Below are 11,653 nucleotides of genomic sequence, written 5' to 3'. Positions count from 1 at the left end.
CATCCTGAACAAGCAAGAGCTACCCAAGGAACCGCCCACGCTCAACGAGGTGGTGCGGCTGATTGCCAGGCTGGGGGGCTTTCTTGCGCGAAAGTGCGATGGTGAGCCCGGAGTCAAGACCATCTGGCTGGGAATGCAACGCATTCTTGACTTTGCTGCTGGCATCAGGTTCTGTCGCGAGCTTCAGGTTCAGGGGACTTGTGTATAACGAAATGGGTTGTTGGGCGTCGGATCCATTTGGAATGGGTTGAAGCCCGATGGCACACCATTCTTGAGGGGGTAATACCGGCCGCACATCGCGCGCACGCCGACTGCTGCGCCCAGGTCCTTGTCGAACAGCACGCATGACAGCACCTTTCCTTTTTCTGGCTGGCTGAACTTCTGTGCCTGGGCCAACAAAACCATTTCCAGCACGGTCTTGCCTGTACCTGACTTGCCGATCACAACCGTGTTGGCAAGGTCCTTGTGGTTCGGATCGAGTTTGGCCGCTCTCTTGGCGTCCACGCCCTGTTCGCCTTTGTGGAAATTGAAGTAATATGGTGCGCCCGAAGTTGTCTTGAACATCGTCACCGCGTCACCCCATTGGTTGCCGCGAATGCGGCCGATGGGGTAGTTGTGGAAGCTGCTGAATCCGGCGAAATTGCGGCTGGTAATGTCTCCTGCGCGCACGCGGTAATCAAAGTTTCCGGGCAGTTGGGCGAAGAATGCTCCGGCAATGCCAGAGTCTTCACGCGCCCACTTCATGCCCGATTCGGATAGCGCTGCGCCTGCATCGCTGACGTGTTCGTTCAACAGTTTCTGATTGTCGTCCCGAACGAAGATGCTCAGGCTATGTGTGCCCATCACGAAGCGGTTGGATGTCAGATCGTCCAGAGCATCGTCAATGTCTTCGACTTGGCTCACGGCCACGTCACCCGCATTGACCATGCGGGCCTGTTGCCGCTTCATGCGACCCACGGCCACTGGCTTGGAGAGGAAGGTGAACGATTGCGAAACGACAAGCTCGAACGGCATTCCGAGCAGGTCATTCAGGATGCCCGGGTGTGTTATGGCCGGGTATTCCTGAATCGTCAGCATGCTGCCATATTGCGTGCGTGTCGGTCCTTTGAGAGACAGTAGGCCACCCTTGCCGAAGAACGGGCGCGAAGTCGCCAGGATTTCACTGATTTTTGCGCGAGGAAGCGGGAATCTCCGCCATTCTCCATTGACCAGGAAGGACAGGAATTCCAGCACTTCGGAAAACATGGCCCCGTTATGCTCATAGCAACCGAGCAATTCCGGTTCGTAGCGATCCAGAGCGGCCAATGCCGTGTTGGTCACTTCGTCCATGGCTTCGAGTTCGTCAAGCTGCTTTTCCTGCAATTCCTTCGGATTCTTCGATCCAAACATATCGAATAGCTTGACTACTTTCACCGGCTGTGGGCGATACACCACGGTCAAGTACAACTCATTGATCAGCATTTTTTCGCCGGCCATGTGTTGACGGTACTTTTCATTGAATTCACGACAAAAACCGTTGGGCAGTTCACCTCCAGGATATTCTCCATACTCACGCCGAACAATATGCGACCATACCGCCATGTGGGGCGATGCGATATTTCGCATGAAGCCGTTGAGCTGGTCGTGCCATGAGTTGATATCCTGCACGTCCGCACTTTCGTGCGCCGCACCTTGCATCCGAATGACTTGAATGTAATCACCACTGGACAGCTTCACCGCGTTCTTGGTGACGTGGCTGGAATACGGAACGAATGTTTCCATTCCTTCTTCATTCTTTAATGCGTCGGCGTACTTGAATGCTGCGCCCATTTGTATTTCTCCTTCTCGCTGGACCGTGAAAAATTACTTTGACCACTTCTTGGTTGGGAGCGGCGAGAAGCTGGCCGCACCCCAAAACCGAGAATTCCGGCAGCGTCCAATTGTCTTCATCCATATGAAGATCGATCCGAATACTCCAGGATCGTGGGCACTGATGAGGTACAAGACTCCGTGAATCGGCACAGCCAGAAGTAGGTAGAGCGGATTGCCTACTGCAAGAAATATCAGCGTTGTCGTCATGAATTCGACGACGAATGCGATATAGGGAATTCCCCACATGGTTGCGGGTCGCGTCAGGCCGACGAACAGTGGGTCCGTATAAACGTCGTATTCGCCTTGTTCCATGATCAGGACGACGACGATGCGATGACGTAATCAACAATAGCTGCCGCGCCGAAGATCAGCACGATGCCAATGATGATCTTGATAGCCCAATCCCAGGACAACTTGCCCGCGATGGCTGCGATACCGCAGGCAATCACCGCGATGATTGCCATGGTACGGGTCAGGCCGCCCGTGAAGATCGCTAGCACCTGGGTGGCTGCTGAGTCCCAGGGGGCAGCCATGGCCATTTCCGGCATGAGGGCAATAAGGCCCAGGGCCAGCATCATCATGACGTTGGTGGCTTTCTTGTCCAAATTGACCTTGGCGGCCTTATTACGGGTGATAGCGTTTTTTATATTGGCGTAATGCATAGAGGGGTTCATTTGCTTTGGTTCTCCAATTGATGAAGTGAAAGGCTGATGGATGGCGGGATGCCGTAGTTTTCTCGAATATGACGTGCCAGCCTGTCCAGGCTCGACCATTTACGGATCGTTTTGCGTGTCGTTATCAGATTAAATTCTCCTTCTTTCCAAGTAAGATTCACGATGATTTGATATTTTCCAGACTCGCTCTGAACAATGCATAGCCTTTTGACGGCATTGTTTTTCGTGAAGTCTGTCAATTCCGCTTCATTCAGGGTATTCATGCGGTCACTTTTGCTTGTTAAAATTTGGTGCGCAGTTCTTGTTCTCATATGTCGCCTTGCAGCTGTCCTGAAAACCAGATCGCGCCCGTGGATCGCGCCACAGTTGGGGCATGTCCATGCGCGCACCGACAACGGCAGATCGCTCAGCTTGTGCCCGCAGGCCGAGCAGGTCTTGCTGCTGGCAAAGAAGTGCTGCGCTGTCACCACCACGGCTCCGCGCATCGTCGCCTTAGTGCTTCTGTTTTCGCGTCCGCGAAAAACGGCATGACCACAAAGTGATTCGTCACCTTGAAGCGCAGCTTCGGGTTAGCCATGCAGTCCACCAGGCGGTCAAGCACGCGCCGCGCTTCTTGCGTGGCGGCCCGCTTCACGTCGATCGACCGAGGCTGCTCCAGGGCCGATTTCACGGCGGCGGCCGTGATTTCGTTGAGCGTCAGGCGCGGTGGGTTCATCAGTACACCATCCTTGGTTGGGTTGTGCTGTCGCTGTACACGCTGATCTGACCGTCTTGCGTGGGCTGTTCTGCAGGGCCTTCGGCCTTGAGCTTCACCGCTTGTCTGGCTGGCTGTCGCTTAGACGCTTGCGTGCTTACCAGCGCAATGGGTGACACCGTCGAGACGGCTGACGCGGTTCCGGCGTTGTTCAGCACTTTCTGCACATACCCGTTGGCAAAGCCCTTGGTGAAGGAGCCGGTGTTGTAGGCTGACAGCGCTGCATGAAGCGTTGCTTGTCCGCCGGGAGCCTTTCGGCTTGCCGCCTGATAGTTCCAATGCAGGATCGATGCCGCTGCAGCCAGGTTCTTGCATGGCTCAAAGGCGTCTTCGACCGTCAGTCCGGTCTTCACCAAGTTCGAGGAATTGATTTGCCCCAGGCCCAAGTCAACGTTGTAGCCGTTGCCAATCAGCCATTTGGCTGTTGCAACGGCTTCGGCTTTGTTCTCCGGCTGGCGGGCCAGCTTCGCACCACCATTGACGCCAATCGTCAAGGGCCGGAATGCGGATTCCGTCCTGACGATTGCGGCCATTGTTTCGTGCGCAACCCATGGGGCGCACTCTTGGGCGAGAGTGGCGAAGTCCATTGCTTATGTGGTGTTTGGTCGAACAGGTCGATTGGCACATGCGTTACAACTATGCGCTCCAATGTAGCGTAACTTGTGGCTGCAAACAACAAAATTTTGCAGGTGCTATGAGCATCAAATTGGAATTGGGGATGAACGCCGCCGGTGGGCGTCTCCCTGCGGGCCGGGCTGTCGTGCTGCGCATCGAGCCTCGCTGCGCGAGTCTCGACCCTTCGGGCTTCCATCCCTGACGCCTCCGCGCCTGGTGGCGCTGCGCCTGCGCTTGCCCTCCTGGGGACGGCTAAAGCCATCCCCCGCCGCGCTGCGCTTGGCGTCCCCCTTGCATCGCTGGACTGGCACGCCAGACCAGTCGAGCGACTTTCGCGCGCGAAAGTCGATGAAAAGTCGTAGCGTTTCGCGGACGCGAAATCGTCGCGCAAGCGGGGGCCGCAGCAACTGCAGAGCGGACGTCAGTGTGCTGAATCCGCTGCGCGCGGGGCCACTGCACCGTCTACCTATCGCCTTGATTCGTCGTCATGGTGCCATCCGGCCGGGCTTCTTCGGTCAAGGGCCGGCTGCGCCTGAAATCCTCGCCCGTTCGGTGCTCGGGCTGCGCCCTGCGCTCCGCATGCGGCCTCCGGTTTCTCCCTTGACCGCGCCCGGCCGGATGGCACCAGGACGCCGAGGCGATAGGTAGACGGTGCAGTGGAAAGCCAGCCCCGCGCTCCGCTGCCGCAGTGGGCGGTCGACGGCCTGCAGGAACTCGTGCCCCTGGCGGGGCAAGGGTACAAGTGGGGGCCTGTTCCTGCCCCCACACCCCGACCCGAGGCTCCAGATTCCGGTCGCAGAGAGAAAAACACAAGGCCAGAAATCGTCTCTGAGGAGGCAGGCTTGTGGGGCCCTGGCATCGGCGATGCGCACTGGTTGTCCGCACCGTGGCCGCCGCGCCGCGCTTGCTTGAATGACAAGCAAAAAGGCTTGACAACAGCCGTAATTTCCATAGAATGGATGGCGTAGCAAGAGCAGATTTCCAAGTCAGCGCAACGAATCTGAAAGGACACGGAACATGAGAATCTTGGCTGTAGCGAACCAGAAGGGTGGGGTCGGCAAAAGCACGCTGACCGTGCATCTTGCGTATGCCGCGCTGGAAGCGGGCTTGCGTGTGCTGCTGGTGGATATGGACAAGCAAGGTAGCTTGTCGTTGACTTTCCGGGCCAATGGGGAAGCCACGCCTGGATTGTTGGCATCGAAGTTGTATGACTCCGAGCCGAACGACGAACAGCCCCAGGTCATCACCGACAAGTTGGCGATCATCCGCGCAGACAATGGTTTGCTCACCATCGACAAGGCTGAAAACCAAATCATCCGTCGCCCCGGCGTGGCGTTGCGCCGCTTCGCGCAAGACTTCGACTTGTGCTTGGTGGACACCCCGCCCTTGTTGGGCGTGCGTCTCATGGCTTCGCTGGCCGCCTCTGACTTCGTGGTGACTCCGGTTTCCGTGGGCCTCTACGAACTGGCGGGCGTGGCTGACCTGATGCAGACCATCCATGTGATCCGTACCCAGGGTTTTAACCCCAGGTTGCGCCATGTCGGGATCCTGCCGATGAAAACAAACAACCGTAGCACAGAGGAACGCGAAGCTCTGATTGCGCTGCGCGAACGCTACGGATCTGCCATCCTGCCGGAAGTCCTGCCCGAGCGTGCGCCGGTTCGCAAGGCAATTGCCCATCGACGCCCGGTGTGGGTTGCCACCAAGGGCGACGGCCACTTGAAGGCTGCCCAGGAATGGCGCGCAGCGTGTGAATCTGTGCTGGGGAGGATCGGCAAATGACTGCCAAGAAGACCGCAGCCAAGAGCAAGACTCAAGACCAGAAGGAAACCGAAACCGTGAAGACTGCGGATGACGCCTTTGCCCGTGCCGCTGATGTTTTGGGAGCAGGCATTGACGCCCTGTTTGCCGATACCGGTGCGCAATATTCCCTGATCCCGATCGACATGATCGAGGTGAATGCCCAAATTCGCGAAATCTTCGAGGATGAAGAAAACACCCTTGACGACTTGGCGGCCAGCATCAAGGCCCGTGGCGTGCTGCAGCCTATCTTGTTGCGTCCAAGCTCCAACGGCTATGAATTGGTCGCAGGCGAGCGCCGCTATCGTGCTTCCAAACTGGCTGGGCTTGACCAAATCCCGGCCTACATCCGAGAAATGACGGACGAGGAAGCCGAAGACGCGCAGATGGCCGAAAACATCCACCGCAAGAACCTGACGCAGATCGAGGAAGCGAAGAAGATACAACGCGATCTTGCCCGTTTTGGCAGCATCGACGCCGTGCTTGAGAAGCACCAAAAAAGCCGCCCTTGGCTTTCCAAGATGTTGGCCATGCTGCATCTTCCCGAGCAAGCCAAGCGCCTTGTGGCCGAGAACGTAAGCGCCGATGTTGAAGTCATCAACACCGTCAAGATCATCGAAAAGGCCGATCCCGCAGCTGCCAAGAAACTGGTAGACGACCTCAAGGCCACGCGCGGCAAGTCCAATGCCCGAGAGAAGGCTGCCGCCGTCAAGGGAAGGGTCAAGCCGAGCAAGAGGCTCAAGACGGGCAAGAAGATTGAGGGCGGCGCTGTGGCAACGTTGAGAGACCGCAGTCAGGAAGAATCTGGGCAGGTTTCTGTTTTCGCGGGCGCGAAATCGGCGGACGACGATGTTCCGGCAGAAATTCTGACCAATGCCTATGCCAACATCTTCAAGCACGGTAGGAGCCCGAAGACCGTTCTGGATGCCATGGAGGCTGAGGAGAAGGAGGCTGTGGACGCTTGGCTTCAATCGTTCTATGACGCAGGCGTGAAGGCCAAGGACGTTGGTCGCACTGTCATCCAAGGCTTTCGCAACGGCCAGTTTTCGATCGATGGCGAAGGGGCATTTGCCCTTGTCGCCTTCCTTCAAGGCGCGGACAGCGAGGCGAAATTCAGCCCGTTGAACGTTTTTGGTAGCGTCAAGGCATAACTGCCGTCGCCACTCATTTGGAGAAGTGACCCATGCGAGCGAAAAGGCGAATGACCGGCGCAGAGTTCGAGGCCGTCCGCCCCTTGCTGAAAATTTCCGATGACCGCATCAAGGCTGCGCGGCAGGCTCTTGTTGACGGCCAGACGCTTCAAGCCATTGGTGATCAATTCGGATGGTCGCGGCAGGCTGTTGGCGATGCCGTCAGTACCGTTTGGAAGACCTTGGGGAGTTACTACGAATCGCAACGCGCAGCGGCCAACGCCTGCGCGCTGTTGCAGCCAGGTTGGGAGAAGATCACATTGATTGCTCCGAGCCATTTGGTTGCCAAGTTCCGAAGCGAAATCGCCCAGGCTTCACCGCAGCCGGTCAAGAAAAGTACCAAGGCGAAGAAAAAGGACTAAGTCGAGCCAGCTGTCTGCGGCGGAGCCGCCTTTTTCCCTCCGCAAAGCGGGGGCGGTGTGTAATCGGCGCTGGTCAACAGGATTTGATCTTTCTCCGTGGCCATATAGAGTAGTCAAAAATGAACAGGCTAAGATAAGCTGCGTGGCGGTATTCTTGGCCATGGCAGCGCGGTAGGACACTTTGCGTATACTCTATACAACCTATTGGAAAGAACTCGACCATGGCCGCCATGACCCCAACCTCCAAGATCCACATAGCCGACGCCAGATGCGAGGAAATGCGCGCTGGTAAGAGGGGCCAGGACGGCATCTACGTGGCTGAGTCTGTGGTGGCCGGCGCTGCAGGCGAGGGGCGCAAGACCCTGAGCGTGGATTTCGCGCAGGAGAAAAAACGCGGGGCCCGCCTGTGAAGGTCGCTCGCATCTACATGCGAGTCAGCACCGACGAGCAGGATCTGACTCGCCAGTCAGCCATCGTGGAGAGCACGAGGACAGCAGGCTTCTACATCGCCGGCGTCTACCGCGAGAAGGCATCCGGCGCACGTGCCGATCGGGCCGAGTTGCTGCGCATGATCGGCGACCTGCAGCCTGGGGAGATTGTGGTCGCGGAGAAGATCGATCGAATTAGCCGCCTGCCTTTGGTCGAAGCGGAAAAATTGGTGGCATCCATTCGGGACACGGGCGCACGCTTGGCGATCCCCGGCGTGGTCGACCTGAGCGAGTTGGCGGCCGAGGCCGACGGCATAGCCAAGATCGTTTTGGAATCCGTGCAGGACATGCTGTTGCGCCTGGCCTTGCAGATGGCCCGTGACGACTACGAAGATCGCCGCGAGCGGCAGCGGCAAGGCATCGAGCTGGCGAAGAACGCCGGTCGCTACACCGGACGCAAGGCCAACACGAAGGTCCACGAGCGAATCGTGGCCATGCGGACAGCAGGTCACAGCATCCTTGAGGTGGCCAGACTGGCTGGATGCAGCGCAAGCCAAGTGAAGCGGATATGGACGCTGCACAATCAAGCGCAGGCCCGAGCGCCTGCAATTCACGCAGGCATTTGATCGCTGCGCGCGCAACAGATGGATCAGTTCGTTTAGCATGCAGGCTTCCTAGGAAGAAGCGAGAACGCTATGAAGACAGCCTCAGACCCCGTCGGACAGGAGTTGTCCTTGTCCAACGACCAAGGAACAGGCCAGATTGACAAGATACAGCGGAGCGCCTACCTAAGCTCCAAGGGAATCAAGCCCACAGCCCAGCTTCAGCTGGACCTGATCTTCCCCGACACGATGGGCGACCGCGATGACATGCGACACATCCCGAACGACTACGCGCGTTCGGCCATCTTCACGATCAGCAATAAGCGCGAGCCGCGTCGCACGTTGATGCGCGAAAAATTGTTCCACTACAACGAACACGTCTCCATCCTCTACTCCGGCATTGAGCTACGGGCCGAGGATGACGAACTCGTGTGGCTGCAAATCCTCAAGTACGGTGAAGGGGTGCCCCTTGGAGAGCCGTTCGAGTTCAGTATCAAGCGCTTGGTGCGCGACGTGAATTGGTCAAAGAATGGCCGAAACTACGACCGCGCTCGCGAGTGCATCACGCGCTTGAGAGCGAACGAAGTGCTAGCCCTCAACAAGAAGGCATACGGCAAGAGCGGATCGATCTCTCTGATCCAGAACTACACCGCAATCAACGATGCCGATGGCAAGCCAACGCAATACCGCGTATGGATCGATCCCAATCTGATCGTGTTGTTCGCCGGGAATACCTTCACAAGCCACACTTGGGAGCTATACCGTGATCTTTCTCCCGTAGCCCGCCGCTTGGCCGACTACATTGAAAGCCATCAATACCCCTATCCGTTGACCATCGAGAAGTTTCGAAAAATGTGTGGTTCGAACAACGAGAACACGCGAAGCTGGAAGCAGACCGTTAAGAAAGCCTGCGCCGAGGTGCAGGAAGCCAAGATTGCAGCCTTCATCAGAATTGACGACAACGACCAAATCTGCTGTGCACGCGAGCAGATCGCCATAAAACCAAGCAACGACACCAAGGACGTGTAAGCGCCCCTGGATGCTTTCAGCGTGGCAGGCCAAACGTCACGACCTAGCCAGACAAGTCTTCCACGCACCCACTGGTGCCAAGTTATCCACAGATAGAGGCGGTGATCGTGATGGATGACATGCGCCATGTGACGGATGAAATACGCTGTTTTTGCAAAGTGCATGTCATACGTCACGATTTTCGCCAAAAACTGTGGATAACTCTCTGGCGCGAGACTTTGAAATCGCTCCCAAGCAAAGTTATCCACAAGCAGGGGTGTGGGTCGTGACGGATGACATGCGTTTCGTGACGGATGACATGCGTTTCGTGACGGATGACATGCAAAAACGTGACGGATGACATGCAAAAACGTGACGGATGACATGCAAAAACGTGACGGATGACCTACGGTCAATTTTCGTAAGTCATTGATTTACTTAAGAAAAACGGCGTTTTTAAGCGACACTAACCTCTTCTTTAACCCTTTTTTTAACCATGAGAGGCGAAGCGCAGTGCACTGCGCCCGCGAATACAAAGCATCTACACACCGCCCCCCCGCTACGCGGCGGGGAAAAAGGCGGCTTCGCCGCAACAGCTAAGTGGTTGGGGTCGTCTCAGAAAACGGAAAATAAAGCACGGTAAGGTAGACCCCTCACGGCCAGGACGCGTTGCAGCTGCGCCGCCGCTGGGCACCGCCCCTGGAGCAGCTGCGCTGGTCGACGTGGGCATAACCCTTGTGGCCATTCTGTCCGCCGACCGGCCGTTGCCCGGCCTTGCGCAATGACTTGGCTTGGGGCTTGTTGAGCTCGTGGTTGATTGATGTGCTCCCAGCCGAGCGGCGACAGGTACTGCACATCATCGACGGCATGGCCGTTCTAGACGGCGTTTGCGATGCTCGCGTCACCGATCTAGGCTCTCCTCCAGCGGCAACTGCCCAGTGATGGTCCTGGCGCGGATGCCTGCACGGTCTCGCTGACCTCCATCAGACCCGCCCGCATGGGGCCCGTGCAGGATGCGCAAAAGTGAACACGATAGACGAATCACTCCCAGCGAATGCCCCGTTTCGCGTGCTGGCGCACATGGAATCGGCCTGATCCCGGGAAACTTGCCCATTTTTTCGGCTTGGGGCCGTCCGGGGCCCCGGCCGAGTGGGCTGATTCGTCTATCGGGGGCTTTTTCCAGAAAGGTGGTGGCGATGTTGCCATCGAACATCGTTGGTTTGCTGACACTTCGTCGTTTCGTGTGGAAACCAACATGCACAATAGCCACTGGTAGTGGATGCTGGAGGACAGGTCGTCTTGGGCTTGTCCGGGGTTGTAAGCCGGAACCGGGGTTCGGGGAGCAATGGAACAGGGAAGTCAGTTAAGGCTTTTGAGTTCCAACGTGAACCTGCCTACGATTCTTCGCGGCCGCCGTTGAGCGTCCGAAGCTCGCCGCGCGCGACGGCTTCCGGCACTGAGAATGGGTAGCGCCCGAGCATGTTGATGTGCTCATGGCCGAACGGTGACAGTCGCGCTTCGTCTTCGGGCTTCACCGGGTAGCCCTCGCTGCGCAACTGCGTCAGCACCGCGTCCATGTACAGCGTGTTCCACAACACGATCATGTTCACGACCAGGCCGAGCGCGCTTAACTGGTGGGTATTTCGGCGAGCGTGACCGCCCATTTCGGCATCGTGACCGATTTGAGCGCTGGGTCTGGGGTTACGCGGATGAGATTGTAGAGAGGGGTATGGATTGACTGGTTGAGGCCTCCTTGTCGGGTGTTGCAGGCAACGATACCTGAGTATCGTTCGAGTTTTTTCTTGTGTTTTTCTATTTTTTGTGCTTGGACTCTGACTCATCCACAGGTCAACAACGCCCTTGTAGGCGTTCAGTCGCGCGGCCCGCGTGGCCCTGTGCACGAATGCACAGGGCTGGTGTTGCTCAGCGCACCGTCTCGGGGGAGTCCGTGGTGTTGCTCGCGCCGGGCGGTTGCGTGCGCAGCGATTGGCCCTTCAATGCCAGGCGGTGGCTGCGCGCGAGCAGTCGGTCGAGGATGGCGTCTGCGATGCTTGCGTCACCGATCCAGGCGTGCCAGTGCTCCAGCGGCAACTGGCTGGTGATGATCGTGGCGCGGGTGCCTGCCCGGTCGTCTATGACCTCCATCAGGTCCGCCCGCGTGGGGCCGTCCAGGGCTGCCAGCGCCCAGTCGTCGAGCAGCAGTACGTCGGTGCGCGCCAGCGTCGCCAGCCAGCGCGTGAAGCCGCCGTTGCCGTGCAGGATGCGCAGTTCCTCGGCCAGTCGCGGCACGCGCAGATACAGCGCCGATTGCCCACGCCTGCACGCGTACTGCGCCAGCGCACAGGCCGCCACGACTTGCCCGAGCCGGT

14 protein-coding genes and 1 pseudogene are annotated in these 11,653 nt (G+C 57.8%); 7 read left to right on the top strand and 8 right to left on the bottom strand.

Features of this window, described 5'->3' with window-relative positions; all coding sequences use genetic code 11:
* Positions 1–208: IS4 family transposase (locus VTU_RS31895; protein WP_010107520.1), on the top strand; the 208-nt coding region annotated here is incomplete at its 5' end.
* Here the strand turns inward: VTU_RS31895 and VTU_RS28715 are convergent.
* The 6 genes from VTU_RS28715 to VTU_RS0119035 are packed head-to-tail and all read right to left on the bottom strand — an operon-like array spanning position 190 to position 3,866.
* Entirely contained in the window at positions 190–1,809 is a 1,620-nt protein-coding gene (locus VTU_RS28715) for a VirB4 family type IV secretion/conjugal transfer ATPase (protein WP_010107519.1), read from the bottom strand. The two genes, VTU_RS31895 and VTU_RS28715, sit on opposite strands and share 19 nt — an antisense overlap.
* 33 nt (positions 1,810–1,842) lie before the next feature.
* Positions 1,843–2,163 (bottom strand): VirB3 family type IV secretion system protein, encoded by a 321-nt coding sequence (locus VTU_RS0119050; RefSeq protein ID WP_010107518.1) that lies wholly within the window; start codon positions 2,161–2,163, stop codon positions 1,843–1,845.
* 2 nt (positions 2,164–2,165) lie between these two features.
* Positions 2,166–2,513, bottom strand: coding sequence for a TrbC/VirB2 family type IV secretion system protein (locus tag VTU_RS0119045; protein WP_201766161.1), 348 nt, complete (start codon positions 2,511–2,513; stop codon positions 2,166–2,168).
* A gap of 8 nt (positions 2,514–2,521) precedes the next feature.
* Positions 2,522–3,010, bottom strand: coding sequence for a zinc ribbon domain-containing protein (locus tag VTU_RS35075; protein WP_236610802.1), 489 nt, complete (start codon positions 3,008–3,010; stop codon positions 2,522–2,524).
* Complete coding sequence (locus tag VTU_RS0119040) at positions 2,989–3,240, bottom strand: topoisomerase I (RefSeq protein WP_010107516.1); 252 nt, start codon at positions 3,238–3,240, stop codon at positions 2,989–2,991. The genes VTU_RS35075 and VTU_RS0119040 overlap by 22 nt, the downstream gene beginning before the upstream one ends.
* Positions 3,240–3,866, bottom strand: coding sequence for a lytic transglycosylase domain-containing protein (locus VTU_RS0119035; RefSeq protein WP_029554552.1), 627 nt, complete (start codon positions 3,864–3,866; stop codon positions 3,240–3,242). The genes VTU_RS0119040 and VTU_RS0119035 overlap by 1 nt, the downstream gene beginning before the upstream one ends.
* Before the next feature lie 1,045 nt (positions 3,867–4,911).
* Here VTU_RS0119035 and VTU_RS0119030 point away from each other — a divergent pair.
* The 6 genes from VTU_RS0119030 (at position 4,912) to trfA (ending at position 9,305) form a co-directional block, all read left to right on the top strand.
* The gene (locus VTU_RS0119030) at positions 4,912–5,676 is read left to right on the top strand and encodes a ParA family protein (protein ID WP_010107514.1); all 765 of its coding nucleotides are present in this window, start codon (positions 4,912–4,914) and stop codon (positions 5,674–5,676) included.
* The gene (locus tag VTU_RS0119025; RefSeq protein WP_010107513.1) at positions 5,673–6,845 is read left to right on the top strand and encodes a ParB/RepB/Spo0J family partition protein; all 1,173 of its coding nucleotides are present in this window, start codon (positions 5,673–5,675) and stop codon (positions 6,843–6,845) included. The genes VTU_RS0119030 and VTU_RS0119025 overlap by 4 nt, the downstream gene beginning before the upstream one ends.
* A gap of 50 nt (positions 6,846–6,895) precedes the next feature.
* Entirely contained in the window at positions 6,896–7,246 is a 351-nt protein-coding gene (locus VTU_RS0119020) for a TrfB-related DNA-binding protein (protein ID WP_010107511.1), read from the top strand.
* Positions 7,247–7,476: 230 nt separating this feature from the next.
* Positions 7,477–7,656 (top strand): hypothetical protein, encoded by a 180-nt coding sequence (locus tag VTU_RS28710; RefSeq protein ID WP_138927954.1) that lies wholly within the window; start codon positions 7,477–7,479, stop codon positions 7,654–7,656.
* Between the two features lie 17 nt (positions 7,657–7,673).
* Entirely contained in the window at positions 7,674–8,300 is a 627-nt protein-coding gene (locus VTU_RS0119010) for a recombinase family protein (RefSeq protein ID WP_081479882.1), read from the top strand.
* 108 nt (positions 8,301–8,408) lie between these two features.
* Positions 8,409–9,305, top strand: a complete 897-nt coding sequence (gene trfA, locus VTU_RS0119005) for a plasmid replication initiator TrfA (protein ID WP_236610801.1) — start codon at positions 8,409–8,411, stop codon at positions 9,303–9,305.
* Positions 9,306–10,678: 1,373 nt separating this feature from the next.
* On the opposite strand, the gene VTU_RS35470 is transcribed toward trfA, so the two are convergent.
* Positions 10,679–11,125 (bottom strand): Tn3 family transposase, encoded by a 447-nt coding sequence (locus VTU_RS35470; RefSeq protein ID WP_265597352.1) that lies wholly within the window; start codon positions 11,123–11,125, stop codon positions 10,679–10,681.
* Positions 11,126–11,207: 82 nt separating this feature from the next.
* Positions 11,208–11,653 (bottom strand): annotated as a pseudogene (locus tag VTU_RS28705) (ATP-binding protein); the annotation flags it as partial.

This window comes from Verminephrobacter aporrectodeae subsp. tuberculatae At4 (assembly GCF_000193225.1).
In the GTDB taxonomy this organism is placed as follows: Bacteria; Pseudomonadota; Gammaproteobacteria; order Burkholderiales; family Burkholderiaceae_C; genus Acidovorax; species Acidovorax aporrectodeae.
This window is presented reverse-complemented; position numbering and strand designations above follow the sequence as displayed.

Excerpts from the sequence above, each read along its gene's own strand:
- VTU_RS28715 (WP_010107519.1), bottom strand. The coding sequence starts at position 1,809 with ATGGGCGCAGCATTCAAGTACGCCGACGCATTAAAGAATGAAGAAGGA.
- VTU_RS0119050 (WP_010107518.1), bottom strand. The coding sequence starts at position 2,163 with ATGGAACAAGGCGAATACGACGTTTATACGGACCCACTGTTCGTCGGC.
- VTU_RS0119045 (WP_201766161.1), bottom strand. The coding sequence starts at position 2,513 with ATGCATTACGCCAATATAAAAAACGCTATCACCCGTAATAAGGCCGCC.
- VTU_RS35075 (WP_236610802.1), bottom strand. The coding sequence starts at position 3,010 with ATGCGCGGAGCCGTGGTGGTGACAGCGCAGCACTTCTTTGCCAGCAGC.
- VTU_RS0119040 (WP_010107516.1), bottom strand. The coding sequence starts at position 3,240 with ATGAACCCACCGCGCCTGACGCTCAACGAAATCACGGCCGCCGCCGTG.
- VTU_RS0119035 (WP_029554552.1), bottom strand. The coding sequence starts at position 3,866 with ATGGACTTCGCCACTCTCGCCCAAGAGTGCGCCCCATGGGTTGCGCAC.
- VTU_RS0119030 (WP_010107514.1), top strand. The coding sequence starts at position 4,912 with ATGAGAATCTTGGCTGTAGCGAACCAGAAGGGTGGGGTCGGCAAAAGC.
- VTU_RS0119025 (WP_010107513.1), top strand. The coding sequence starts at position 5,673 with ATGACTGCCAAGAAGACCGCAGCCAAGAGCAAGACTCAAGACCAGAAG.
- VTU_RS0119020 (WP_010107511.1), top strand. The coding sequence starts at position 6,896 with ATGACCGGCGCAGAGTTCGAGGCCGTCCGCCCCTTGCTGAAAATTTCC.
- VTU_RS28710 (WP_138927954.1), top strand. The coding sequence starts at position 7,477 with ATGACCCCAACCTCCAAGATCCACATAGCCGACGCCAGATGCGAGGAA.
- VTU_RS0119010 (WP_081479882.1), top strand. The coding sequence starts at position 7,674 with ATGCGAGTCAGCACCGACGAGCAGGATCTGACTCGCCAGTCAGCCATC.
- VTU_RS35470 (WP_265597352.1), bottom strand. The coding sequence starts at position 11,125 with ATGAGTCAGAGTCCAAGCACAAAAAATAGAAAAACACAAGAAAAAACT.